Source organism: Salinihabitans flavidus, from assembly GCF_900110425.1.
GTDB classification, from domain to species: domain Bacteria; phylum Pseudomonadota; class Alphaproteobacteria; order Rhodobacterales; family Rhodobacteraceae; genus Salinihabitans; species Salinihabitans flavidus.
Map to the genome: position 1 here is coordinate 157,215 of NZ_FODS01000002.1, position 23,583 is coordinate 180,797.

At 63.7% G+C, this 23,583-nt stretch carries 23 protein-coding genes and 1 pseudogene; 14 read left to right on the plus strand and 10 right to left on the minus strand.

Annotated elements, in window-relative coordinates; genetic code table 11:
* Window positions 1-2: 2 nt before the first annotated feature.
* Window positions 3-1,652, minus strand: a complete 1,650-nt coding sequence (locus BMW66_RS02650; protein WP_093115111.1) for an ABC transporter substrate-binding protein — start codon at window positions 1,650-1,652, stop codon at window positions 3-5.
* A gap of 657 nt (window positions 1,653-2,309) precedes the next feature.
* Here BMW66_RS02650 and BMW66_RS20550 point away from each other — a divergent pair.
* The 4 genes and pseudogenes from BMW66_RS20550 to arsC form a co-directional block, all read left to right on the plus strand.
* Window positions 2,310-2,642, plus strand: a pseudogene (locus BMW66_RS20550) (DUF952 domain-containing protein); the annotation flags it as partial.
* Window positions 2,643-2,714: 72 nt separating this feature from the next.
* Window positions 2,715-3,071, plus strand: coding sequence for a DUF1330 domain-containing protein (locus BMW66_RS20555; protein WP_342741840.1), 357 nt, complete (start codon window positions 2,715-2,717; stop codon window positions 3,069-3,071).
* A complete protein-coding gene (locus tag BMW66_RS02660; protein ID WP_093115115.1) occupies window positions 3,068-4,126 on the plus strand; it encodes a quinone-dependent dihydroorotate dehydrogenase in 1,059 nt (352 codons plus the stop codon). The genes BMW66_RS20555 and BMW66_RS02660 overlap by 4 nt, the downstream gene beginning before the upstream one ends.
* Window positions 4,123-4,464, plus strand: a complete 342-nt coding sequence (gene arsC / locus BMW66_RS02665) for an arsenate reductase (glutaredoxin) (RefSeq protein ID WP_093115117.1) — start codon at window positions 4,123-4,125, stop codon at window positions 4,462-4,464. The genes BMW66_RS02660 and arsC overlap by 4 nt, the downstream gene beginning before the upstream one ends.
* Here arsC and BMW66_RS02670 read toward each other — a convergent pair.
* The 3 genes from BMW66_RS02670 to BMW66_RS02680 are packed head-to-tail and all read right to left on the minus strand — an operon-like array spanning window position 4,456 to window position 6,723.
* Window positions 4,456-5,799, minus strand: a complete 1,344-nt coding sequence (locus BMW66_RS02670) for an MATE family efflux transporter (protein WP_093115119.1) — start codon at window positions 5,797-5,799, stop codon at window positions 4,456-4,458. The two genes, arsC and BMW66_RS02670, sit on opposite strands and share 9 nt — an antisense overlap.
* Window positions 5,792-6,301: a PaaI family thioesterase gene (locus tag BMW66_RS02675; RefSeq protein WP_093115121.1), complete on the minus strand. Its 510-nt coding sequence runs from the start codon at window positions 6,299-6,301 to the stop codon at window positions 5,792-5,794. The genes BMW66_RS02670 and BMW66_RS02675 overlap by 8 nt, the downstream gene beginning before the upstream one ends.
* Window positions 6,298-6,723, minus strand: coding sequence for a PaaI family thioesterase (locus BMW66_RS02680; protein ID WP_093115123.1), 426 nt, complete (start codon window positions 6,721-6,723; stop codon window positions 6,298-6,300). The genes BMW66_RS02675 and BMW66_RS02680 overlap by 4 nt, the downstream gene beginning before the upstream one ends.
* A 118-nt stretch (window positions 6,724-6,841) precedes the next feature.
* Between BMW66_RS02680 and BMW66_RS02685 the strand changes: the two genes are divergently transcribed.
* From BMW66_RS02685 to BMW66_RS02710, 6 genes are all read left to right on the plus strand, one after another.
* A complete protein-coding gene (locus tag BMW66_RS02685; RefSeq protein WP_093115125.1) occupies window positions 6,842-7,210 on the plus strand; it encodes a MerR family transcriptional regulator in 369 nt (122 codons plus the stop codon).
* Window positions 7,211-7,420: 210 nt separating this feature from the next.
* The gene (locus tag BMW66_RS02690; RefSeq protein WP_093115407.1) at window positions 7,421-7,822 is read left to right on the plus strand and encodes a MerR family transcriptional regulator; all 402 of its coding nucleotides are present in this window, start codon (window positions 7,421-7,423) and stop codon (window positions 7,820-7,822) included.
* A gap of 21 nt (window positions 7,823-7,843) precedes the next feature.
* Window positions 7,844-9,622 (plus strand): acyl-CoA dehydrogenase C-terminal domain-containing protein, encoded by a 1,779-nt coding sequence (locus BMW66_RS02695; protein ID WP_093115127.1) that lies wholly within the window; start codon window positions 7,844-7,846, stop codon window positions 9,620-9,622.
* 63 nt (window positions 9,623-9,685) lie between these two features.
* Window positions 9,686-10,324 (plus strand): glutathione S-transferase family protein, encoded by a 639-nt coding sequence (locus BMW66_RS02700; RefSeq protein ID WP_093115129.1) that lies wholly within the window; start codon window positions 9,686-9,688, stop codon window positions 10,322-10,324.
* A 14-nt stretch (window positions 10,325-10,338) separates the two neighbouring features.
* Window positions 10,339-11,550 carry an acetyl-CoA C-acetyltransferase gene (locus tag BMW66_RS02705; protein WP_093115131.1) on the plus strand — a complete coding sequence of 404 codons (1,212 nt, stop codon included), beginning with the start codon at window positions 10,339-10,341 and terminating at the stop codon, window positions 11,548-11,550.
* Between the two features lie 23 nt (window positions 11,551-11,573).
* Window positions 11,574-13,769: a 3-hydroxyacyl-CoA dehydrogenase NAD-binding domain-containing protein gene (locus BMW66_RS02710; protein ID WP_093115133.1), complete on the plus strand. Its 2,196-nt coding sequence runs from the start codon at window positions 11,574-11,576 to the stop codon at window positions 13,767-13,769.
* A 427-nt stretch (window positions 13,770-14,196) separates the two neighbouring features.
* Here BMW66_RS02710 and BMW66_RS02715 read toward each other — a convergent pair whose 3' ends face one another.
* From BMW66_RS02715 to BMW66_RS02735, 5 genes are read right to left on the minus strand one after another with little or no spacing between them, the layout of a single operon-like run.
* The gene (locus BMW66_RS02715; protein WP_093115135.1) at window positions 14,197-15,168 is read right to left on the minus strand and encodes a 5-oxoprolinase subunit C family protein; all 972 of its coding nucleotides are present in this window, start codon (window positions 15,166-15,168) and stop codon (window positions 14,197-14,199) included.
* On the minus strand, window positions 15,158-16,033 hold the full coding sequence (locus tag BMW66_RS02720) for a 5-oxoprolinase subunit B family protein (RefSeq protein WP_093115137.1): 876 nt from the start codon (window positions 16,031-16,033) through the stop codon (window positions 15,158-15,160). Before BMW66_RS02720 ends, BMW66_RS02715 begins: the two co-directional genes overlap by 11 nt.
* Window positions 16,030-17,412: an acetyl-CoA carboxylase biotin carboxylase subunit gene (locus tag BMW66_RS02725; RefSeq protein WP_093115139.1), complete on the minus strand. Its 1,383-nt coding sequence runs from the start codon at window positions 17,410-17,412 to the stop codon at window positions 16,030-16,032. Before BMW66_RS02725 ends, BMW66_RS02720 begins: the two co-directional genes overlap by 4 nt.
* A gap of 2 nt (window positions 17,413-17,414) precedes the next feature.
* Window positions 17,415-17,651 (minus strand): acetyl-CoA carboxylase, encoded by a 237-nt coding sequence (locus tag BMW66_RS02730; RefSeq protein ID WP_093115141.1) that lies wholly within the window; start codon window positions 17,649-17,651, stop codon window positions 17,415-17,417.
* A gap of 32 nt (window positions 17,652-17,683) precedes the next feature.
* A complete protein-coding gene (locus tag BMW66_RS02735; protein ID WP_175483145.1) occupies window positions 17,684-18,466 on the minus strand; it encodes a 5-oxoprolinase subunit PxpA in 783 nt (260 codons plus the stop codon).
* A 225-nt stretch (window positions 18,467-18,691) separates the two neighbouring features.
* Between BMW66_RS02735 and BMW66_RS02740 the strand changes: the two genes are divergently transcribed.
* Entirely contained in the window at window positions 18,692-19,618 is a 927-nt protein-coding gene (locus BMW66_RS02740; protein ID WP_093115145.1) for a LysR family transcriptional regulator, read from the plus strand.
* Here the strand turns inward: BMW66_RS02740 and BMW66_RS02745 are convergent.
* Entirely contained in the window at window positions 19,588-20,589 is a 1,002-nt protein-coding gene (locus tag BMW66_RS02745) for a LysR family transcriptional regulator (RefSeq protein WP_093115147.1), read from the minus strand. The genes BMW66_RS02740 and BMW66_RS02745 overlap by 31 nt on opposite strands.
* Before the next feature lie 97 nt (window positions 20,590-20,686).
* On the opposite strand from BMW66_RS02745, the gene BMW66_RS02750 reads away from it, so the two are divergent.
* Genes BMW66_RS02750 through BMW66_RS02760 form a run of 3 tightly spaced genes read left to right on the plus strand, consistent with a single transcriptional unit; the run spans window position 20,687 to window position 23,543 of the window.
* On the plus strand, window positions 20,687-21,553 hold the full coding sequence (locus BMW66_RS02750; protein WP_093115149.1) for an ABC transporter permease: 867 nt from the start codon (window positions 20,687-20,689) through the stop codon (window positions 21,551-21,553).
* Between the two features lie 17 nt (window positions 21,554-21,570).
* Entirely contained in the window at window positions 21,571-22,356 is a 786-nt protein-coding gene (locus tag BMW66_RS02755) for an ABC transporter permease subunit (RefSeq protein ID WP_093115409.1), read from the plus strand.
* A gap of 44 nt (window positions 22,357-22,400) precedes the next feature.
* Entirely contained in the window at window positions 22,401-23,543 is a 1,143-nt protein-coding gene (locus BMW66_RS02760; protein WP_093115411.1) for an extracellular solute-binding protein, read from the plus strand.
* Window positions 23,544-23,583: the final 40 nt, after the last annotated feature.

Here is a 23,583-nt window from a genome sequence, read left to right on the forward strand (position 1 = left end):
GCTCAGTCCGACAGGCCCAGCTTGTAGACGTGGATCTCGAACGTCGGATGCTGCTCGGCCCCCACGATGCCGGGGCGATAATGGCGGTAGGTCGACCGCCAGAACGGCTGAATGACGACCCCCTCATCCTGCATGATCTTCTGAAGCCGGGCCGACAGCTCGCGCCGCGCGTCCGCGTCCGGCATCGCCAGCGCCTCTTTCAGGATCGCGTCGAACTCCTCGTTGGCAAAGCCGCTTTCGTTCCACGGCTCCCCCGAACGGTAGGCCAGCGCGAGAACCTGCACGCCCAAGGGTCGCTGCGCCCAGTCGGTGGCCGAAAACGGATACTCCGTCCAGTCGTTCCAGAAGGTGTTGCCGGGGATCACCGTGCGGCGCACCGGGATACCGGCATCGCGCAACTGGCCCGCGACCGCATCGCAGGTGTTGCGCCGCCAGTTGTCGTCGATGGAGATCAGCTCATGCTCGAAATCGGCCATGCCGGCCTCTTCCATCAGCGCGGCGGCCCGCACCGGGTCCGTCACCGGGTCGGGCAGTTCCGCGTATTCGGGATGCAGCGGGCAGACATGGTGATTTTCGGCCACCTCCCCGCGCCCGGCGTAGCCCAGTTCCAGACAGACCGCGTTGGACACCGCCAGCGCCAGCGCCCGGCGCACCCGGACATCGGCATAAGGTCTGGTGCCATCGACCTCGGCGCGCTGATTGGGGCGCACGCAGATGGTATTGGCGGTCACGGTCTTGGATTTTTCCCAGCCGATGCTGTCCATCAGGTCCACGAATTCGCCCAGCGATTCATAGAGCATATCGACCTCGCCCGCCTCGGCGGCAGAAAAATGCGCCGACTGATCGGTGCCAAAATCAATGTATTCGATCCGGTCCAGATAGGGCCCGCCGAAAACCTCGGCGCCCCACCAGTCATGTTCGGTGTTGCGCACCAGCGCGGATTTCACACCCACCGACAATTCCTCGGGCAGATACGGCCCGGTGCCCTTTGGGTTTTCCATCGGATCGCCGCCGAAATCCTGCGGGACAATCGCCGCCGGGTAGTCCGAGAAACCGGCGATCAGAGTGATGTCGGGCGATTGCAGCGTCAGGGTCACGGTCAGATCGTCGGTCACCTCGATCGCGCCGAAACGGGCCTGTCCGGTCTCCGGGTCGATCAGAGAGGTCATGCGCGAGGCCATGGAATTGCCCTCGACCGACTGATCGCACCAGCGGGTAATGTTGTGGGCCACGTCGGCGGCGGTAAAGTCGGTGCCGTCGTTCCACGTCACGCCGGGGCGCACACGCAGGGTGTATCGGGTGGCGTCGTCGCTGACGTCCCAGCCTTCCAGCAACATGGGCTTGAAACTGCCGTCGCGCTGATACTCGACCAGATACTCAAGCCAGCCGCGCGAAAAGTTCGACATCTGCGGCCAGTCGTAAGTGCGCGGATCCTTGAGCGCGCGGACATCCGACTGAATGCGGATCGTTCCGCCCTGCCGGGCCTGCGCCCGGGCCGGGGTGGGGGCCGCCAACCCGATCAGGCCATAGGCGGCCGCGGACGACACGCCAAGGGCGGTGGCGCGGGTCAGGAATTCACGCCGCGAAAGCTGTCCGCGCTCGTGTTCCTCCGCGTAGCGACGTGCGGCGATGTGAATGGGCTGCGTATCCATGATTGCTCCGATCTGTTGGGGAAGGGCGTTTGCCCGATGGATGCTTTCGGGGTCTCTTGTTGAGCGACGACGACCGTTGGATGTACGTCCCCATTATGTAATGGTATATCTCCAAAGGTCAAAAACGACATGGCGGTCGCGGGGAAATATCGCGCGGCGCCAGACCGCCGGGTGGGCGCCTCAAAGGTGGTGGATGTCAGTTTATGGTGCAAAGCACCTCAACGATCACGCAGGCACGCAACGCTTTGAAAGCGCCAGCCCGAGGGGGCGGTCGGGCGCTGCGCGGCGGCGCGTGCCGCGCCTTTGTTCCGCGCACTGGGGCCCGGCTCCAACCTGCCCGCAAAGGCCATCGCCGGCCCCCGGTCCTCTGTTGAACACCAGCGCGAGGCGTCTCTGGTCAGACGCAACGCGCGCTAACCCAATGTCAACATGAATGAACACTCTCTCACCGCACGCTGCGTTCACGATGCCCCCGGGCCCAGGTTGGCGGCATGGGACACCGACGCGATACCGACGTAATACCGACGTTTTACCGAAAGCGGTTTTTTCGCGATTTCAGGGCGTTAACCCTGATTCGGCCAAACCCGCCGGTTGCGCCCGTCTCAATGCCCGCAAACCGCGCTTGACCTTCGCCCCGACGCGCGGCACTCACACCCCATGCTGATCTACAAGATTTTCCGCGCCGGCGAATGGGCCGAGCTTCTCGCCAACGGCGCCACGCCGGGCGCCCCGGTCGATCTGGCCGATGGCTATGTGCATTTTTCCACGGCGGAACAGGCCCTTGGCACCGCCGCCAAGCACTTCGCGGGCGAGGACGGGTTGATGCTTCTGGCCGCCGAAAGCGACGCACTGGGCGACGCGCTGAAGTGGGAGCCGTCGCGCAGAGGCGCGCTTTTCCCCCATCTTTACAGGGACTTGCGCATGAGCGATCTGCTCTGGGCGCGGCCCCTGCCCCTCATCGGCAACGCGCATGACTTCCCCGAGGAGGTCGCGGGCCACGTCGATCCCACCCGCGCCCAGTTCGACGCCTTCAAGGCGCTGGGGCGCGATCACCCCATCGACATGCTCAACCTCGTGCGTTTCCGCACGGCGGCCGCCTATCCCGCCGATCACCCGCTGCATGGAAAATCCCTATCCGGGTCAGAGGCTTACGCGAACTACGGGCAGGACACCGCCCCGGTTCTCTCCCGCGTCGGCGGCTCTATCATCTGGCGCGGCGCCTTTGAATCCACGCTGATCGGCCCAGCCTCGGAACGCTGGGACGCGGCCTTCGTGGCTCGCTATCCCTCGGCCCATGCCTTCCTTGAAATGGTGACCGATCCCGCCTACCGGCAGGCGGTGATCCACCGGCAGGCCGCGATCGAAACCTCGCGTCTCATCCGCTGCGCCGCGCTTGAAACCGGCGGGGGCTTCGCATGAAATGGCTGGAGCGGATCGGCCTGACCGCCCTGCGCCGCATGGATGCGGAGGCCGCCCACACCCTCGCCATCCGCGCCCTGCAACTGGGGCTGACGCCCACCCCCGGGCCGATCACATCGCCCCGCTTGCGCACCTCCGTGGCGGGGCTTGAGCTGCCCAACCCGGTCGGACTGGCTGCGGGATTTGACAAGAATGCCAATGCCTTGCAGGGGCTGTCCCGCTCCGGCTTCGGCTTTCTGGAGATCGGCGCCGCCACACCCCGCCCGCAGCCCGGCAACCCCAAACCGCGCCTGTTCCGCCTGACCGAGGACCGCGCCGCGATCAACCGCTTCGGCTTCAACAACGACGGGATGGAGGCGATCGCGGACCGGCTGTCGCACCGCCCCCTGGACATCGTGACCGGCCTCAACCTCGGCGCCAACAAGGACAGCCCCGACCGCGCCGCCGACTTCGCGCAAGTGCTGGCCCGCTGCGGCGCGCACATTGATTTCGCCACCGTCAATGTCAGCTCCCCCAACACCGAAAAGCTGCGCGACCTGCAAGGCAAGGCGGCGCTTTCCGCGCTTCTTCAAGGGGTTATGGAGGTGCGCGACACGCTGGAGCGGCCCATCCCGGTGTTCCTGAAGATCGCGCCCGACCTGTCGCAGACCGACCTTGCCGAGATCGCCGCCGTCGCCCTTGAGGCGCGCGTCGATGCCATCATCGCCACCAATACCACCCTGTCGCGCGACGGGCTGCGCTCCCCCCACCGCGACCAGGCCGGGGGCCTTTCGGGGGCGCCGCTGTTCGAGCGTTCCACCCGCGTTCTGGCGCAGCTTTCGCAGATGACAGAGGGCACGTTGCCGCTCATCGGGGTGGGCGGGATCGCCTCCGCCGAACAGGCCTACGCCAAGATTCTCGCAGGCGCCTCCGCGGTGCAGCTCTATACCGCGCTGGTGTTCGGCGGGCTGTCTCTGGTGGCCGACATCCTGCACGGTCTCGACCGGCTTCTGGCGCGTGACGGCTTTGACAATGTCGCGCAGGCCGTGGGCCAGAATCGAAAGGACTGGCTATGATCGACTACTGGCACAATCCGCGCTGCTCCAAATCCCGCGCCGGTCTGGCGCTCCTGCACGAACGCGGGGCGCAGGTCGCGCTGCGCCTTTATCTCAAGCAGCCACCGACGCTTGCGGAACTGCGCGCCGTGACATCCGCGCTCGCCCTGCCGGCCATCGCGATGATGCGGACCGGCGAGGCCACATTCCGGGATCTGGGGCTGAGCGCGGACAGCGACGAGGAAACGCTCCTCACCGCGATGGCGGCGCATCCGATCCTGATCGAACGTCCCATCGGCATCAGGGGCAGCACCGCCGTGATCGGCCGCCCGCCCGAGGCGCTGCTCGACCTACTCTGACGGCGCGCCTCCCACGCTCGCCTCCAGCCGCGGATACCGCCGCCAGAGCGTCAACGCCCGCCCCACGTTCAGCACCATGAGCGCGAGCCAGAGCCCGTGATTGCCCATCAGCGGCACGAGGACCAGCAGCGCCACAACGTAGAGCGCCACCGACTGAAGCATCGCGATGCGCATGTCGCGCGTCCACGTGGCCCCGATGAACACCCCGTCGAACATGTAGCTTGCAACGCTCAGGATCGGGGCCGCCACCGCCCACGGCAGATAGGCCCGCGCCTGCGCGCGCACCGCCTCCGCGGTGGTCATCAGGTCGATGATCATCGGCCCGGCGAGCGCGAAGAACAGCGCCATTCCCAGCGCCCCGCCAAGCCCCCATTGCGACGCCAGAAGCGCCGCGCGCCGCAACCGCGCCCGCGCCCCCGCGCCGACCGATCCGCCCACCAGCGCCTCGGCGGAAAAGGCGAACCCGTCGAGCGCGAAGGCGGTGATATTGAGGAACTGCACCAGCACCTGATTGGCCGCCAGCGTCACATCCCCCAACGCGGAGCCGATGAAAAGGAACGTGGTGAACGACAGCATGAGCAGCACCGACCGCACCATGATGTCGCCGTTCACCTGCATCATCCGCCGGATGCGCGCGCCATCGAACACCCGCCCCCAGTCGCGCCACTGGTTGCCGGTGAAGGCATCCCGGCAAAGCCAGAGCCCAAGGCTAAGCCCGCTCCATTCCGCGATGAGCGTCGCGCTCGCCACGCCCTGCACCCCCCAATCGAGGCCGAGGACGAACCAGACATCCAGCACCACGTTGATCGTGTTCATGAAAAGCTGGATCGCCAGCACGCCCCGCGTCCGCTCCAGCGCGATGAGCCAGCCGGTGATCGCATAAAGCGCGATGGTCGCCGGGGCGCCGTATATGCGGATCGCCATGTAATCGCGCGCCAGCGTCTCCACCTCGTCGCTGGCTGGTGATATGGCGAAAGCGCCGCTGAAAATCAGCGCCTGCAACAGGATGAAGACCAACCCCGCCGCCCCGGCCAGCAGGATCCCCCGCGTCAGAAGCGCGCCGGTCTCCGCGGTATCGCCCGCCCCGCGCGCCTGCGCCGCAAGGCCGGTCGTCCCCATGCGCAGGAACCCGAACACCCAGTAGAGCGTGGTGAGGATCACCGTCCCCATCCCCACCGCGCCAATTGGCGCGGCAGCGCCAAGCTGCCCGACCACGCCGGTATCCACAGCGCCCAGAATCGGCACCGTGGCATTGGACAGCACAATCGGCAGCGCGATCTTGAGAACGCGGCCGTGGGTGATGTCCGTCTCTGCGCGCGGCGACGGTTCAGTCATCGCGGCGCGGCATCATGAAATGCCCCGTCGCCTGTGCGAAAAGCTTTGCACGCCGGTCCTGCCACGCCTCCACGTGAACCGAGGCATAGCGCCGCCCGGATCGGTTCACCTGCGCCCGCGCATAGCTGTCGCGTGGCAGCCCCGCACGAAGGTAATCGACATTGAAGTCGATGGTCTTGGGCAGGCGCGGCAATTGCCCGTTGGCAAGCGCGTCCGCCTGCGCCCGGCCGTTTTCCATCTCGTCCCACAGGCTGATCCAGCTCAGGCCGATGATCGCCGTGATTTCCAGAAACGACGCCGTCGCCCCGCCATGCAGCGCGGGCAGCATCGGGTTTCCGATCAGCTTCTCGTCATAGGGCATCACGGCGGTCAGCTCATCGCCGCGCCGGTCGAACTCCACCCCCAGAAACTGGATGAAGGGCACCTCATGCACCAGCGCGTTCAACACCGCATCGCGGCGTTGCTTGATCAGCTGAACCGGTTCGGGCGGTCTGTGGTTCATCCCTTGCCCTCCAGCGTGAAGGCGCCGTTGGCGGTGGCCACCGGGCGGTCCTCGTCATCGTCGAGCGCCACAGCGCGCACGAAGGCCACGCTGCGGGTCACATGATAGCATTCGGCCCGCGCGCGGATCGTCTGCCCCGGCGCCGCCGCGCGCATGTAATCGATCCGAAGATCAATCGTCGCGGTAAAACAGTTGGCGTCAGGATGGCACATCGCCGCCGCCCCGCAGCAGGTATCCATCAGCGCCGACACCGCGCCGCCGTGAATGACCCCTTTGCCCGGATCGCCGACAAAGCGCGGATCAAAGGGCATGATCAGCTCCGCGCGGCCATCCCCGATCTCGGTCAGTTCCATGCCGAGCGCGTGGGCGAAAGGCACCGAATGAACGAATTGCTGCGCGAGTTTCCCATTCTCTTCCGGCATTACGCCTCCTGACACGTTCCACTCCCGTATATCGAACGGATCGGCGTGGATGTGCAAGCCCGCCGGTTGCCCTTCCCCGCGCCGGAGCCTAAGTTACGCTGGCGAATGGAGGAGTCCGATGGCCGAAACCCGCCTGACGTTCAAGGAGATGTGCGCCAAGTTCGACGTGACGCCGCGCACCCTTCGGTACTACGAGTATATCGAACTTCTCCAGCCCGAGCGCGAAGGCCGCGCGCGGTTCTTCGGCCCGCGAGAGGTGGCGCGGATGATCCTGATCATGCGCGGGCGCAGATTCGGCATCAAGCTCGAAGACATCCGGCAATGGCTCCTGATCTACGAACGCGAAGGCACAAAGGCGCAGATGGAGGCATTCATCGAAATGGCCGACCGCCAGATGGACGAATTGCGCGATCAGAAGCAGCAGATCGAACAGGCCATCGTCGAGTTGCAGGACTTGCGCGATCAGACCGCCGCGTCGCTCGGCTGACCGCGACACGCAGAGATCAAATCGACGAAATCCTCCCGCAATCATGACCCCGCACGCAGAAACTTGCGCAACTTCGGCGGTGACCTGAAAGGAAGTTACGTCAACCTTGGCATGACGCAGCGTCTTCATTACGTAAACGTCAACTTTTGTTGTAACGACGCTTTCATCGCCTATCCTGCACCCTATGTTCAGATCACGGGGGTTGATGACATGACCAATCAGACCATGACCATTCGCGAGATGTGCGACACCTACGATGTGACGCCGCGCACCTTGCGATTCTACGAGGCGAAAGAGCTCATCTTCCCGCACCGCGAGGGTCAGAAGCGGCTCTTTACCAAGCGCGACCGCGCGCGGCTGAAGCTGATTCTGCGCGGCAAACGGTTCGGCTTCTCGCTCGAAGAGATCCGCCAGCTTCTCGACCTGTATGACATGGGCGACCAGCAGCAGACCCAGATCACCCGCACCTACGAGCTTGCGCAGGAACGGCTCAGGGACATGCAGTCGCAGCGCGACGAACTCGATCAGGCGATCGCGGACCTTCAGGAGCAACTCAAATGGGGTGAGAAGATCATCGCCTCCATGCGCCAGGACCGGACCGCCGCCGAGTAATCCAAACCAAGGGAGACACCGATGCCCAGCTACACCGCCCCCGTCCGGGACACACAGTTCATCCTGCATGACATGCTCAATGTCTCTCAGGCCGGTATCCCCGGCTATGACGAGTTGGAGGCCGATTTCACCAAGGCCGTTCTGGAAGAGGCCGGCAAGCTGAGTTCCGACCTGCTCGCGCCTCTCAATACCGTGGGCGACACCGAGGGCTGCCGGCTCGAAAATGGCGTGGTCTACACGCCCACCGGGTTCAAGGACGCCTTCGATCAGGTGAAAGAGGGCGGCTGGCCCGGCCTCGACCTGCCCGAAGAGTTCGGTGGGCAGGGCATGCCCTACGTGATGGGCACCGCCGTCGGAGAGATGTTCTCGGCCGCCAATCAGGCGTTCACCATGTATCAGGGCCTGACCCACGGCGCGGCCTCCGCGATCCTGACCCACGGAAGCGACGCGCAGAAGGCCACCTACCTGCCCAAGATGGTCTCTTGCGTGTGGACCGGCACCATGAACCTGACAGAGCCGCATTGCGGCACCGATCTGGGCCTGATGCGCACCAAGGCCGAACCGCAGGACGACGGCAGCTACAAGATCACCGGGCAGAAGATCTTCATCTCCGCCGGTGAGCATGACATGGCCGACAACATCATCCATCTGGTGCTGGCGAAAATCCCCGGCGGGCCGGACGGGATCAAGGGCGTGTCGCTCTTCATCGTGCCCAAGATCATGGTCAAGGAGGACGGCAGCCTCGGCGAGCGCAACGGCGTCAGCGTCGGCAATATCGAAACGAAGATGGGCATTCACGGCAACGCCACCTGCGTGATGAACTACGACGGCGCCACCGGCTATCTGCTGGGCGAAAAGCACAAGGGCATGCGCGCCATGTTCACCATGATGAACGAAGCCCGCATCGGCGTCGGAATGCAGGGGCTCGCGCAGGCCGCCGCCGCATATGAAAACGCCGTGATCTACGCGAGGGAGCGGCTTCAGGGCCGCGACGTGACCGGCGCGCAGAACCCCGACGGCCCGGCCGATCCGATCATCGTGCACCCCGATGTGCGCCGCGCGCTGATGGATCAGAAAAGCTTTGTCGAGGGCGGGCGCGCCTTCCTTCTGTGGGGCGCGATGCTGATCGACAAGGCCCACCGCGCCGATGACGAGGCCGCCGACGGACTGATTTCTCTGATGACCCCGGTGATCAAGGGCTTTCTGACCGACGAGGGCTACGACATGACCGTGCTCGCGCAGCAGGTCTATGGCGGGCACGGCTATATCGAGGAACATGGCATGAGCCAGTTCACCCGCGACGCCCGCATCGCCATGATCTACGAGGGGGCCAACGGCGTTCAGGCGCTCGATCTGGTGGGCCGCAAGCTGGCACAGGACGGCGGCAAGCACGTCATGGCCTTCTTCGATCTGGTCAAGGGCTTCATCAAGGACAACGACGACAACGAGGCGATCAAGGCCGACTTTCTCGACCCGCTCAAGGCGGCGTCCAAGGATCTTCAGACCGCGGGCATGTTCTTCATGCAGAACGGCATGAAAAACCCCAACGCCGCGCTTGCAGGGTCATATGACTTCATGCATCTGTTCGGCCATGTCTGCCTTGGGTTGATGTGGGCACAGATGGCCAGGGCATCGGCCGCCGCGCTGGATGGCGGCACCTCGGACGCCGCGTTCCACGAGACGAAGCTCGCCACCGGACGCTATTACATGAAGCGCCGCCTGCCGGCCACGGCGATGCACCTCGCGCGCATCGAATCGGGCGCCGACACGGTGATGGCGCTCGACGCGGAGGCGTTCTGAACAAAACGGCGGCCCCGGCCCGGCGCCGGGGCCCCACGCGCACGACGACTGAGGGAGGCATCTATGACCATTCAACTCTATTGCTTCGGCGAGTCGGGCAACTCCTACAAGGCCGCCCTCGCGCTGGAACTGTCCGGCCTCGACTGGGCGCCGGTCTTCGTCGACTTCTTCGGCGGCGAGACCAGACGCCCGGACTACCGCGAGACCGTCAACCCGCTGGGCGAGGCTCCGGTGCTGGTGGATGGAGATTTCCGCACCTCGCAGTCCGGCGCGATCCAGACCTATGTGACCGAGTTGACGGGCAAGTTCGGCGGCGAAAGCCGCAAGGACCGCTACGAGATCCTGCGCTGGGTGCTCTGGGACAACCACAAGCTCAGCTCGATGGCCGGGATGACCCGCTTTCTGATGAATTTCCTGCCCGAGGACAAGCGCCCCGCCGAGGTGATCGCCTTCAATCAGGGTCGCCTCAAGGCCGCCTATGCCACGCTCGACTCCCATCTTGAGGGGCGCGACTGGATCGTGGGCGACGGGCTGACCAATGCCGATCTGTCTTGCTGCGGGTATCTGTTTTACACCGAACCCTTCGGCTTCGATCGCGGCGACTGGACCAATATCGACCGCTGGCTGTCCAACATCGAACGGACCCCCGGCTGGAAACACCCCTATGACCTGATGCCCGGCTCCCCCGCGGACCGGGCCTGAGAAAGGAGACCGTCATGACCGACGCCTATATCTACGATGCCGTGCGCAGCCCCCGCGGCAAGGGCCGCAAGGACGGCGCCCTGCACGAAGTGACCTCTGTGAGCCTTTCGGCCGCCATGCTGAACGCGCTGAAGGACCGCAACGCGCTTGACGGCTACGCGGTCGAGGATGTGATCTGGGGCAACGTCACGCAGGTCAAGGAACAGGGCGGCTGCCTCGCGCGCACCGCCGTTCTGGCCTCCGATCTCGACGAATCCATTCCCGGCCTCGCGATCAACCGATTCTGCGCCAGCGGCATGGAGGCGGTGAACCTCGCCGCCAACCAGGTGCGCGGCGGCGCGGGTGACGGGTATATCGCCGGCGGGGTGGAGATGATGGGCCGCGTGCCCATGGGCTCCGACGGGGCGGCGATGGCCGTCGATCCCACCGTCGCGATGGAGCATTACTTCGTCCCGCAGGGCATCTCCGCCGACATCATCGCCACGCAATTCGGCTTCACCCGCGATCAGGCCGACGCCCTTGCCGTCGAATCCCAGCGCCGGGCCAAACAGGCATGGGACGAGGGGCGGTTTTCGAAATCGCTCATCCCGGTGACCGACCAGAACGGGCTGCCGATCCTCGACCGCGACGAATACATGCGCCCCGGCACGGACATGCAAACGCTCGGCGGCCTGAAACCCGCCTTCAAGGAGATGGGCGAATCCATGCCCGGCTTCGACAAGGTGGCGATCATGAAATACCCGCAGATGGAGCGGGTGGAGCATATCCACCACGCCGGCAACAGCTCCGGTATCGTGGACGGCGCGGCCGGGGTGCTCATCGGCAACGCCGAATTCGGGCGCAAATACGGGCTCAAGCCCCGCGCGCGCATCCGCCAGACCTGCAAGATCGGCACCGATCCGACCATCATGCTCACCGGCCCGGTGCCGGCTACGCAGAAGATCCTCGCCGACAGCGGCATGCAGATCTCCGACATCGACCTGTTCGAGGTGAACGAGGCCTTCGCCTCCGTCGTTCTGCGCTTTCAGCAGGCCTTCGACCTCGACCCCGAACGGGTGAACGTCAACGGCGGGTCCATCGCGATGGGCCACCCGCTGGGCGCCACCGGCGCGATCATCATCGGCACGCTTCTGGATGAGCTGGAGCGGTCGGACAAGGAAACCGGGCTTGCCACGCTCTGCATCGCGTCCGGTATGGGCGCGGCCACCATCATCGAGCGCGTGTGACTGGCAAGCAGGAGGAGACAACCATGACCGATTTCACCATGACCAAGGACGCCGACGGCACCGCCGTCATCACCTGGGACGTGCCCGGCAAGAGCATGAACGTCATGTCGCTTGAGGGGTTCCAGCAACTCAGCGATCTCGTCGACGACGCGCTGGCCGACGACGCCGTGAAAGGCATCGTGATCACCTCGGGCAAATCCGACTTCGCCGGGGGGATGGATCTCAACGTCATCGCCAAGATGAAGGACGACGCGGGCGACAGCCCCGCCAAGGGCCTGTTCGACGGCGTGATGCAGATGCATGGCGTGCTGCGCAAGATCGAACGCGCAGGCATGGACGAGAAGACAAACAAGGGCGGCAAGCCCATCGCCGCCGCCCTGCCGGGGACCGCGCTCGGCATCGGCTTCGAACTGCCGCTGGCCTGCCACCGCATCTTCGCCGCCGACAACCCCAAGGCGAAGATCGGCCTGCCCGAGATCATGGTCGGCATCTTTCCGGGCGCGGGCGGCACCACGCGACTGGCGCGCAAGCTCGGCGCGATGGCGGCGGCCCCCTTCCTGCTGGAGGGCAAGCTGTCGGACCCCAAGAAGGCGAAATCCGCCGGTCTCATCGACGAGGTGGTGGCCGATCCGGTCGCCGCCGCGAAGGAATGGGTGCTCGGCGCCTCGGACGCCGATCTGGTCAAACCGTGGGACACGAAGGGCTACAAGATGCCCGGGGGCGATCCCTATCACCCCGCAGGCTACATGACCTTCGTGGGCGCCTCCGCAATGGTCAATGGCAACACATGGGGCGTCTACCCCGCGGCCAAGGCGCTTCTGTCGGCGGTCTACGAGGGCGCGCAGGTGCCGTTTGACACCGCCCTGAAGATCGAGGCGCGCTGGTTCACCAACGTGCTGATGAACCCCTCGTCCACGGCGATGATCCGCTCGCTCTTCATCAACAAGGAGGCGCTGGAGAAAGGCGCCAACCGCCCCGACGCCCCCGATCAGCGCGTCAGCAAGATCGGCGTTCTGGGCGCGGGCATGATGGGCGCGGGCATCGCGCTCGTCTCCGCGCAGGCCGGGATGGAGGTCGTTCTGATCGACCAGACCCAGGACGCTGCCGACCGTGGCAAGTCCTATTCCGAGGACTACATGGACAAGGGCATCAAGCGCGGCAAGGCGACGCCGGAAAAGAAGGAGGAGATGCTCTCGCGCATCACCGCCACGCCCGATCTGGACGCGCTCAAGGGGTGCGATCTGATCATCGAGGCGGTGTTCGAGGATACCAAGGTCAAGGCCGAGATGACCCGGAAGGTCGAGACCGTGGTGCCCGATGACTGCATCTTCGCCTCAAATACCTCCACCCTGCCGATCACCGAACTGGCCAAGGCGTCGCAGCGGCCCGAGCAATTCATCGGCATCCACTTCTTCTCGCCGGTCGAGAAGATGTCGCTGGTGGAAATCATCAAGGGCCGCAAGACCGGCGATCGCGCGGTGGCCAAGGCGCTCGACTACGTGCGCCAGATCCGCAAGACGCCGATCGTGGTCAACGACGAGCGGTTCTTCTATGCCAACCGCTGCATCATCCCCTATATCAACGAGGGCGTGATGATGGCCGGCGAGGGCGTGACCCGCCCGCTGATCGACCATGCGGCGCAGCTTCTGGGGTTCCCGGTCGGGCCGATCCAGCTTGTCGACGAAACCTCGCTCGACCTCGGCGCGAAGATCGCCAAGGCGACGATGGAGGCGATGGGCGACGCCTATCCCAGATCGGTGGCCGACGACGTGACCTTCTGGATGGTCGACGAGGGACGGCTGGGCCGCAAGGCCAAGGCCGGGTTCTTCGATTACGACGACAAGGGCAAGCGTCTTGGCTACTGGCCGGGGCTTCGCGACAAGTTCTCCCGCGCCCAAGAGCAACCCGAATTGATGGAGGTGCAGCATCGGCTGATCTTCGTTCAGGTGCTCGAAGCGGTGCGCGCGCTGGAGGCGGGCGTTCTGGAGGACATCCGCGAGGGCGACGTGGGCGCGATCCTTGGTTGGGGCTTCATGCCGTGGTCGGGCGGGCCGTTCTCATGGCTCGACATCGTCGGCGCACCCTGGGCGGCGGACCGCTGCGACCAGTTGCAGGCCGCCTATGGCGATCGCTTCGCCTGCCCGCCGCTTCTGCGCGAAATGGCCGACAAGAACCAGAGCTTCTATGACCGCTTCGGTCCGGACGCCAAAGCCGCCTGAGCCGGACCGATCACAGCCAGAGGGCCCGCGCGGCGACGCGGGCCCGTTTCACATGGCGTGACCAGACGGGGCGCCTTGCGGCGCGCTCCATGATTTGCGCTCAGGCCGCGCAGGCCCCGGGGCTCTGCCCCGGACCCCGAGGTATTTGACCCGAAATGAGGTAGGCAAAGCGCATGGTCTTTCTCTGTTCCGAAAATACTCGAAAAAGCAACGCGCGCCGCGTTCACAGCGGCCCGAGACGGCACGGCGCGGTTTTCGGCACCGACGCAATACCGACGTTTTACCGACGTGATACCGACATGGGTTTTTCTGCGTTTGCAAAGGCTTAACCCGATTCGGGGCCGCACCCCGAGGAGCGGGCTGCCAGGCATCCGGCGGCGGTGCAGCCCGGTGGTGGCTTCGCACCGTACCGCCCGCCAGCTGTGGCCTACGCCAGCTCTTGCCGCAGCTTCTCGATCATCTGCCGCCGCTCTGCGCGCGCCGCCAGCGCCTCGGCCATGTCCACGCGCCTGAATTTCACCTCCGTGTTGGGCTGAAGCTGCCCGATCAGGTCCATGTCGGCCGAGATCACTGCTCCAAGCGTGAAATACCCGCCCCCCGAGACCGCATCGCGGTGCAGCACGATCGGCTCCGTCCCGCCGGGCACCTGGATCGAGCCGTAGGAATAGCAGCCGTCCACGATGTTCGACGGATCGGCCCCTGCACCAAAGGGTTGTTCGCGCTCGACAAATTCCAATACGCGGCCGCCTTTGAAACGGTAACCCATGCGGTCGGCCTCTGCCGCAACGGTCCATGTGTCATCGAAGAACCCTTGCTGCGCGGCCTCGGTGATCCGGTGCCAATAGAGTCCCGGAAGCGCCCGCAATTCTGCCGGGTTGCCCGGCATCCGGCGCAGTTGGGCAGGCGCGCTGCGCCCTTCCTCGACCAGCGGCGCGCTTCCCACCGGAAGCGTATCGCCGGCCTCTATGGGCCGCCCCTCGATTCCGCCAAGCGCGCCAATGGGATAGGTGGACCGGCTGCCCAGATCGGGCGGCGTGTCGATTCCGCCGGACACGGCGATATAGATCCGCGCGCCCTTCTGAAGGAAGCCGAACCCAAGCACCTGCCCCTTGCGCACGGTGAAGCTCGTCCATGTCTCACGCGGCTCACCGTCCACGGTCACCGGCATCTCCGCGCCGGTCACGGCAACGCTGGCATCAGCGGTGAATGCAATCTCCGGGCCCATGAACACGGCTTCAAGCCCGGCAGCCTCTTCGGGGTTGCCGACAAGCATGTTTGCCGCCCGCATGGCGAGCCGGTCCATCGCGCCGCCCTGCGGGATCCCAAGGTGGAAATATCCCGGGCGCCCAAGATCCTGAATCGAGGTGGCAAGGCCGGGTTTGACAATCTTAAGCGCCATTGAGAGCCTCCATCAGCTTTGCGTTGGTTCCTTCCATGTCGGCCTTGAACGCATCAAGATCGAACTCCACCTCGGCGATCCTTGGCTGCCATGTGCCGGCCTCGACCCCTGCGAGGACGCGGTCGTAGGCCTCGCGATCGATAGGCTCGAATTTCACGATGTCTCCGGGTTTGAAAAACACCAGAAAGTCCTTGAGGTAGGACGTTTCCTGCCGCGGATCGTAGATCGTCATCGGCGTGATGCCGAACATCTGGTAGCCTCCGGCCCCGCGCACCGAGTAGATCGCGGTAAAACACCCCCCATAGCCCACGGTCTGCTTCGGCGTATCGGTGCGGGGGCGCAGGTATTTCGGCACCTCGATCTGCTTGTCACGCTCGACCAGTTGATAGAGGAAGGGCAGGCCCGACACAAAGCCGACCATGGACACGAACCACGGGGCCGCGTGATGCGCCTCTATGAACGCCTCCACGCTGTCATAGCCGTTGATCCGCGCGCCGTAGTCCAGATCGGTGCCGCTCGGATCCTGATGGCGTTCCCGAAACCGCATGACCGTCTCATGGGTCCATGGATCCTGATAGTAGACCGGCACCTCGACGATCCGCGTGGTCATCCGTTTCTCGGCGGTTTCGGCCTTGTGCTCAAGTTCCTTTACGCGATTGAGCATCTCCTCGGGCGGGGTCACATCCGGGTCGAACCGCACCTGAAACGATGCGTTCGCCGGGCAGATCTCCGTCACGCCGGGTATGTCGGCCTCCCGGACAGCATTGCTCATGGACAGGGACTTGAAGAAGGCATCAAGCGACATCTCCTCGTCCATTTCCACGTAGATATGCTCATCCCCGCCATATGAATAACGTGTCTTCACGATGCGCCTCCTGTTGCTGCGGCCGTCAGGTTGCCGGCTTCCAGCCAGGGCTCAAGCCACTGGGTATGAAAGGCGTCAGCCTGCACGTCTTTGTCTTCTGCCAGTGCAATATGCAGTGGCACTGTTGTCTTCAGCCCACCGATATCGAGCCCCTTCAACGCCTTGCTCAGCTTGCCGATCGCATCCGCGCGATCCTTGCCATGCACGATCAGCTTGCCGAGAAGCGAGTCGTAGAAGGGCGGGATTTGATAGCCCTCGTAGAGGAAATGATCGAAGCGGGTACCGTCTCCTTCCGGGATGCGCAGGGCACCGACCTTGCCGGGGAACGGCATGAACTGCATCAGCGGATCCTCGGCATTGATCCGCACCTCGATGGCGTGACCGTTGCGGCGGATCTGCTCCTGCGTCACGCTCAGCGGCTCGCCGCCGCAAACCCGGATCATCTCCTGCACCAGATCGACGCCGGTGATCATTTCGCTCACCGGATGTTCAACCTGAATGCGCGTGTTCATCTCGATGAAGTAAAACGCATTCTTTTCAGGGTCATAGAGATACTCGAGCGTCCCCGCACCGACATAGTCAACCGCCTCGGCCAGCGCCACGGCCGAGGCGCAAAGCGCATCGCGCGTGGGTTCGTCGAGACATTCGGCCCCGGCCTCTTCCCAGACCTTCTGACGCCGCCGCTGAAGCGAACACTCGCGTTCGAAGAAATGCACGGCGCTCTTGCCGTCACCAACGATCTGCACCTCGATATGCCGGGGCGATTGCACCGCATGTTCAAGGTAAAGCCCGCCATCGCCAAAGGCCGCGGCCGCCTCCTGCTGCGCCTGTGGCGCGAGTTTGCGAAGCTCCGCCTCATCCGCTGCGATGCGGATGCCGCGCCCCCCGCCGCCGGCGGCGGCCTTGATCATGACGGGATATCCGACCTTTGCGGCGATCATGGCGGCGTCATCCACCGAATCGACCCGCCCGTCAGATCCGGGCACGACCGGCACCCCCGCCGCTTCGGCGGCTTGACGCGCGGCGACCTTGTCGCCCATCCGTTCGATCGTGTTCGCAGATGGCCCGATATAGCGGACGCCCGCGGCCTCAAGCGCACGGGCAAAGGTCGGGCTTTCGGATAGAAAGCCATAGCCGGGATGGACCGCGTCGGCCCCGCTTTCGCGCGCGGCGGCCACCACCTTGTCGATATTGAGATAGGAGTCCTTTGCCGACGCGGGACCGATACACACCGCCTCGTCCGCCAGCCTGACCGCCAACATCTCGGAATCACCCTCCGAATAGGCCTGAATCGTCGTGATCCCCATCGCTTGCGCCGCACGGATGATGCGAACGGCGATTTCGCCGCGATTGGCTATGAACAGGCGCTGAATGTCCATGGTCAGCCGTCCAGCTCCGCCAGAACCTGCCCGGCCGAGACCGGCGCGGCGTCCTCGATCTTGTAATCGGCGAAGGTGCCGGCCGCTTCCGCCTTGATCTCGATGAAGGTTTTCATCACTTCGATCAGGCCGATCGTGTCACCGACCGCGACCGCGTCGCCCTTGGCCTTGAAAGGCGGCTCACCGGGCGAAGCCTGATGATAAAACGTTCCCGGAAGGGGGGATTGAATCTCTGCCATAGGTGTCTCCCTTATCGCTTTTAATCCTGAATTCAGTTCATCCGGTCGAGCACAGTCGCCGCAGGGGCGATCGTGATACCGTTTTCCGTGAGTGTGGTTCGGATGGCCTTGCCGATTTCCAATGCGCCGGGGGTGTCGGAGTGGAAACAGATCGACTCGAATTCCATTTCGATCTCCGTGCCCTGAACCGTCTCGACGATGCCTTCCTTGCAGGCACGCAGACATTTCGCGGCGATCGCCTGCGGGTCGGGGCGGGCCACTTTGCGCGCAAAGACGATGTGGCCGCTTTCGTCATAATCGCGGTCGGCGAACAGCTCGCGCACGACGGGCTGCCCGCACCGCTTCGCCACCTCGTAGGTTTTCGATGGCCCCATGCAGAACAGGATCGCCTCGCCGCAGGTCTTTTGCAGGGTCTCGACCATATGCTGCGATAGCTCCTCGTTCACCGCCGCTTCCATGTAGAGCGCGCCATGAGGTTTGATATGCTGAAGCGGCACTCCGTAGCGACGACCGAATTCGCGGATCGCCCCGACCTGATAGAGGATGTCGTTGACGAGTTCCTCGGCGCTTGTGCGGATGTAACGCCGGCCAAACCCCTGAAGATCGTGATATCCGGGATGCGCCCCAAGCCCGACTCCATACTCGTGGACGAGCTTGATCACCCGGTCCATCGTGTTGGGATCGCCCGCATGAAACCCCGCTGCGATATTGGCGGAACTGATCAGCGCCATCAGATCCGCGTCCGGCGCCTCGCCAAGCTCCCACTGGCCGAAGCCCTCTCCCATATCGCAGTTAAGATCGACAATGTCCCGCATGACTGGCATCCTTGTGTGGTCTTTGAAGTCAGTTTCCGGGCGAGGCGTTGAATTGTAAAATTCTAAAACTTGCACAACGAATATCGGAAAATCAGATATCTATCCGGGCGCGTCATTCCTCGAAACATTGCGTATAGGCGCTTATGGCGCGATGCAGGGAAAATCCCTTGAGCGCGCATTCATTTTTCCGTTAATGGGCCTTCAGGTATTTAGATCGGAACAGAGATGAACTTCCGTCACCTCAAGTATTTCGTCGCCACTGCGGAGACCGGCCAGGTCAGGCGCGCGGCCACGGCGCTCTCGATCTCGCAATCCTCGGTCACGGGGGCTATCCGCGAACTGGAGGCGGAGCTTGGCACGGCACTGTTCCAGCGATCCGCGCGCGGTATGGAAATGACGGACGCGGGGCGTGAATTTCTCGCCTCCGCGCATGAAATCCTCGAAAAACTGGACGAGGCAACAAAACTCACCCGGCGCCATTCCGCTGTCAGCGGGGTCATCACGCTCGCGACGACCTATACGGTGATTGGCTATTTCCTGCCCTACCATCTCGACCGGCTTGCACAACTTCATCCCGGTCTGGAAATCCGCCTTCACGAGCTTAACCGCGAAAGCATCGAAGAGGGACTGCTTTCAAACCGCTTCGATATCGCGGTGCTTCTGACCTCGAACCTGACCAACCCCGATCTTGAATCGGAAACCCTTCTGCGATCCACCCGGCGGCTCTGGGTGGCCAACAACCATCCGTTTCAGCGCAGGGGCAAGGCCAGCTTCGCCGAGATCGCAAGGGAAGACTACATCATGCTCACCGTGGACGAAGCAGCCCATACCGCCATGAAATACTGGAGCATGACAGGCCACCAGCCGCGCGTGAAACTGCGCACCTCCTCGGTGGAGGCCGTCCGCTCCATGGTCGCCAATGGACAGGGGATCACGATCCTGTCGGACATGGTGTATCGCCCCTGGTCGCTTGAAGGCAAACGCATCGGCACGGTGCCCACCGACTTGGACATCCCGTCAATGGACATTGGCCTTGCCTGGCGCCGGGGATTGGAATTCAATCGCCCGCTTGCCATCATGCATGATTATTTCCGGCAGGCGTTCGCCTCTCCGCAGGCCCCCTATTCCGGGCTGCGCAGTTCCGGGGCATAGGTGCGGTCCTCGATCGGAGTTTCCTCGATCGCCTTTTGCAAGCCGTTCAGAAGCAACTCTTCGGCCCGGTTCTTCACCGTATGCGGGTTCCAGACCACATGCACATCAATCGCCGGCAGCGTATCATATGGCGGCACCTGAAAGAGCAAGCCGTCCGACACGTCGCGCGCCGCCACGTGTACCGGCAGGGGTCCGATCCCGATACCCGCCACGATCATGCGCCGCACTTCCTCAAGGTGGCTCGACACCCCGGTGATCCGGTCGCCGAGCGCCGCCTCGGCCCGCATCATCGTCACAGGCTTGAGCACATCGTGAAGCCGGTCCGTCTCGAAGCTGACCGACGTGTGTCCAGCCAGATCCTCTCGGGTGAGTCCCGTGCGCCCGAACAGCGGGTTGCGCGGCCCGCAGAACAGGCCGAAAAACTCCCTGTAGAGACGGCGATACTCCAGCTTCGGGTTATGATCACGCACAAGGCAGACCGCGAAAGAGGCCCGCTTGGCCGCCACCTCCGCAATCGCTTCGGCGCTCGAATACACATCTATGGACAGGCTCGCGCGCGGATACTCTTCGTGGAACTCCGCCAGAACGCGGTCAAACAACGGGCAAACCACATGGCTTGCCACCGCGACCTTGACATGGCCCTGTACCTCGTCGGTCATTTCCCGCAGCAGGGTCGACAGCCGCAGGATGGAGCCGTGAATGTCCACCGCCTCGCGGTACAAAAGACGCCCGGCATCGGTGAGTGCGAAATGCCCGGGCGACCGATCTATGAGCTTGCGCCCGATCCGATCCTCCAGCTTCTTGAGCGCGGAAGAGACCGACGGCTGCTTCAGGCGCAGCCTCTGCGCCGCTTCTGTGACCGAATGCGCCTCCGCCAGAACCACGAAGGTGCGCAACAGGTTCCAGTCCAACTCGCGGGCGATCCGCTCCGGCGCGTATCGGGGATCGATACGAGGATCGGGCTCATACATAGATTTCATCTATATTCACAATCACCATTATCTATTTGATCAATGACTGACACTTTCGCATGGTTCGATCAAGCCGATCTTGTCCCAAGGATAACAGATGTCCGTTGAAGCCCGCGAAGCGCGTCAGCCATGGATCCTTCTCTCCCCCGCCCTGACGGCGGTGGGCCTTCTTCTTTTCGTGCCGCTGATGTTCATCGTGGTTTACAGCTTCTGGCTACGCTCTGCCGCCGGGGCCGATCAGGTGGGGTTCTTCCTCGACAACTGGCAAGAAGCGCTGAGCGACGCCTTCTACCGCGACATCCTGCTCAACACCCTGAAGATCGCGGGCATCACGACGATCGTCTGCGCGCTGATGGGTTACCCGTCCGCCTATTTCATTGCCCGCTCCAAGGGAAACAAGCCGGTCCTGCTTCTGCTGCTGATGCTGCCCTTCTGGATCAGCTACATCATCCGAACCATGAGCTGGATCAACATTCTCGGCGTCTCCGGTGCTCTCAACAGCCTTTTGATGACCATCGGTATTATCAACGAGCCGATACAGATGCTCTATAACGAGACCACGGTGATCCTCGGTCTGGTGCATTTCCTGCTGCCTTTCATGATCCTCAATGTCTTCGTCAGCCTTGATGGGATCGACACCAATCTGGAGTCGGCAGCCAATTCTCTTGGCGCGACCAAATGGCAATCATTTCTTCAGGTGACGTTGCCGCTCTCGCTGCCGGGACTGGCGGCGGGCGGGCTGCTCTGTTTCGTGCTGGGCGCAGGCACTTATATCACCCCGATGGTGCTTGGCGGGCCGCGCGACGCCATGTTCGCCAATCTCGTCTATGAGGCGATCATCACGCAACTCAACTGGCCGCTCGGATCGGCGCTTTCCCTGATGCTTCTGGTCGTTCTGGGCGCGCTTGTGATGCTCTACAACCGCTATCTCGGCATGGCGCAACTGATGAAGGGGCTGGGCTGATGGAAGGAACGGGCAAACTGGGTTGGTCTCTCATTCGCCTCTGGGCGCTTCTCGTTTATGGCTTCATGTTCCTGCCGGTGGCAGTGGTGGTTCTGCTGAGCTTCAACGCATCGCAGTTCGGCAGCTTCCCGATGACCGGCTTTTCCTTCCGCTGGTTCGTGGAGCTGGCCAACAACGATGCGATCCTGCGCGCCTTTCGCACATCGGTCACGCTGGGGCTGATGACGGCGGTCATTTCCACCACGCTGGGCGTGCTCGCAAGCCTCGCGCTCGTGCGCTACAAGGTGCCGGGCACCAACATGATTTCCACGTTCCTGATCGCGCCGATCCTGGTGCCGGAAGTGGTCCTTGCGGTTGCGCTTCTGCTCTTCCTCAACTTCCTCGGCATCAACAAGAGCTTCACGCTCCTGCTGTTCGGCCATGTGATCTTCACCCTGCCCTTCGTGATCCTCGTGGTGCAGGCGCGGCTTGTGGCGATCAAGCGGGACGTGGAGGAGGCCGCGATGAGCCTTGGCGCCTCGCCGGTGCAGACCTTTTTCCAGATCACATTGCCCCTGATGCTGCCAGCGGTGCTCGCGGGCGGGCTTTTCGCCTTCACCATCAGCTTCGACGACATCACCGGCACCCTGTTCTGGAAACCGGGCGGCGTGGAAACCGTGCCGACCCAGATCTTCGCCATGCTGCGCAACTCCATAAGCCCGGAGATCAACGCGCTTGGCACGGTGATGATCCTGCTGACCGTGGGCCTGCCCCTGCTGGGGGCGGCCATTGCACGACAACTTGCCCAGAAGAGCGGCCCCTGAAGCCGCTTCACCAATCAACCAACAAGGAGATGGATATGAAAAAGATGGACAACACCACCCGCTATGAACGCCTGCGGGAGCGTTACAGGAACGGCGACCTCGACAGGCGCAGCTTTCTCGGCCTGATCGGGGCGGCCGGTCTTGCCTATGGCGTGCAGACGCCGTTTGCCAAATACGCCATGGCGCAGGATGTGCAGCAGGTCCGCTTTGACGGCTGGGGCGGCGTCGTGTCCGAGGCGTTCCGCGAACACGCCTTCGATCCCTACACCGCGGAAACCGGCATCGAGGTCGTCGATGGCACCTTCTCGGGCGGGGACGAATACCTCGCGCAGGTGCGCGCCAGCCAGCCGGGCGAGTTCAACATCGCGCATCTGTCAGGCGTTTTCGATTATGCCCGCTATCACAACTTCGACCTGACCACCGCGCTCAACCTTGACAATATCCCCAACGTTGAGCTGGTGATCGCACGCCTGATGGAACCCTATCGCGCGATCACGCCCGACGCGCTCTCGGCCGTGCCGTATGACTATGGCACCACCGGCCTTGCCTATAACCGCAAGTATATCTCCGACGAGGAGATGAGGGAAAAGGGCGCCAGCATCCTCATCGACGAGGCCTACAAGGACAAGATCGGCGGCTGGTCGGACTGGCGCACGCGGATCTGGTATGGCGCACTGCAAACCGGGCAGGACCCCAACAACATCGAGGACATGGAGGAAGTCTGGGATGCCATCCGTCAACACCGTGACCTTGCCCTGAAATACTGGGGTTCGGGTGCGGAACTGATGAGCCTTCTGGCCGAGGAGGAGATCTACGTGACCGAAGGCTGGTCGGGCCGGATCGCCGCGCTTCAGGAAGAGGGCCACGACATCGGCTACTATGACCCGCCGAACAGCTTTGGCTGGCAGGAATGCCTTTTCGTGATCAAGGGCAGCCCGGTAGAAGCCTGCGAGGAGCTTTTGAACTTCATGCTGGCGCCGGAAACCTCCATTGCCGTGGCCGAGGGGCAGAATTACCCGCCCGCGCTCGACGGCACCAAGGTCGATCTTGGCGACAAGATCCCGACGCTTCCGGCCTATGACCCGTCTGGCACACTTGAGAGCCTCACCTTTGCCGATCCCGAATACTGGAACGGCAACGAGGCGGAGTGGTCCAAGACATTCGGTCGCGTGCAGCGCGGTTACTGAGGCGAAACGGCGGTCCCGGATCAATCCGGGGCCGCCCCCA

What these genes read in the sequence shown, in the direction of transcription:
- BMW66_RS02705 (WP_093115131.1), top strand. Translation starts at nt 10,339, where the DNA reads ATGACCGACGCCTATATCTACGATGCCGTGCGCAGCCCCCGCGGCAAG.
- BMW66_RS02685 (WP_093115125.1), top strand. Translation starts at nt 6,842, where the DNA reads ATGGCCGAAACCCGCCTGACGTTCAAGGAGATGTGCGCCAAGTTCGAC.
- BMW66_RS02745 (WP_093115147.1), bottom strand. Translation starts at nt 20,589, where the DNA reads ATGTATGAGCCCGATCCTCGTATCGATCCCCGATACGCGCCGGAGCGG.
- BMW66_RS02650 (WP_093115111.1), bottom strand. Translation starts at nt 1,652, where the DNA reads ATGGATACGCAGCCCATTCACATCGCCGCACGTCGCTACGCGGAGGAA.
- BMW66_RS02670 (WP_093115119.1), bottom strand. Translation starts at nt 5,799, where the DNA reads ATGACTGAACCGTCGCCGCGCGCAGAGACGGACATCACCCACGGCCGC.
- BMW66_RS02750 (WP_093115149.1), top strand. Translation starts at nt 20,687, where the DNA reads ATGTCCGTTGAAGCCCGCGAAGCGCGTCAGCCATGGATCCTTCTCTCC.
- BMW66_RS02735 (WP_175483145.1), bottom strand. Translation starts at nt 18,466, where the DNA reads ATGCGGGACATTGTCGATCTTAACTGCGATATGGGAGAGGGCTTCGGC.
- BMW66_RS02700 (WP_093115129.1), top strand. Translation starts at nt 9,686, where the DNA reads ATGACCATTCAACTCTATTGCTTCGGCGAGTCGGGCAACTCCTACAAG.
- arsC (WP_093115117.1), top strand. Translation starts at nt 4,123, where the DNA reads ATGATCGACTACTGGCACAATCCGCGCTGCTCCAAATCCCGCGCCGGT.
- BMW66_RS02695 (WP_093115127.1), top strand. Translation starts at nt 7,844, where the DNA reads ATGCCCAGCTACACCGCCCCCGTCCGGGACACACAGTTCATCCTGCAT.
- BMW66_RS02675 (WP_093115121.1), bottom strand. Translation starts at nt 6,301, where the DNA reads ATGAACCACAGACCGCCCGAACCGGTTCAGCTGATCAAGCAACGCCGC.
- BMW66_RS02730 (WP_093115141.1), bottom strand. Translation starts at nt 17,651, where the DNA reads ATGGCAGAGATTCAATCCCCCCTTCCGGGAACGTTTTATCATCAGGCT.
- BMW66_RS02660 (WP_093115115.1), top strand. Translation starts at nt 3,068, where the DNA reads ATGAAATGGCTGGAGCGGATCGGCCTGACCGCCCTGCGCCGCATGGAT.
- BMW66_RS02760 (WP_093115411.1), top strand. Translation starts at nt 22,401, where the DNA reads ATGGACAACACCACCCGCTATGAACGCCTGCGGGAGCGTTACAGGAAC.
- BMW66_RS02690 (WP_093115407.1), top strand. Translation starts at nt 7,421, where the DNA reads ATGACCAATCAGACCATGACCATTCGCGAGATGTGCGACACCTACGAT.
- BMW66_RS02710 (WP_093115133.1), top strand. Translation starts at nt 11,574, where the DNA reads ATGACCGATTTCACCATGACCAAGGACGCCGACGGCACCGCCGTCATC.
- BMW66_RS02740 (WP_093115145.1), top strand. Translation starts at nt 18,692, where the DNA reads ATGAACTTCCGTCACCTCAAGTATTTCGTCGCCACTGCGGAGACCGGC.
- BMW66_RS02680 (WP_093115123.1), bottom strand. Translation starts at nt 6,723, where the DNA reads ATGCCGGAAGAGAATGGGAAACTCGCGCAGCAATTCGTTCATTCGGTG.
- BMW66_RS20555 (WP_342741840.1), top strand. Translation starts at nt 2,715, where the DNA reads ATGCTCAACCTCGTGCGTTTCCGCACGGCGGCCGCCTATCCCGCCGAT.
- BMW66_RS02715 (WP_093115135.1), bottom strand. Translation starts at nt 15,168, where the DNA reads ATGGCGCTTAAGATTGTCAAACCCGGCCTTGCCACCTCGATTCAGGAT.
- BMW66_RS02725 (WP_093115139.1), bottom strand. Translation starts at nt 17,412, where the DNA reads ATGGACATTCAGCGCCTGTTCATAGCCAATCGCGGCGAAATCGCCGTT.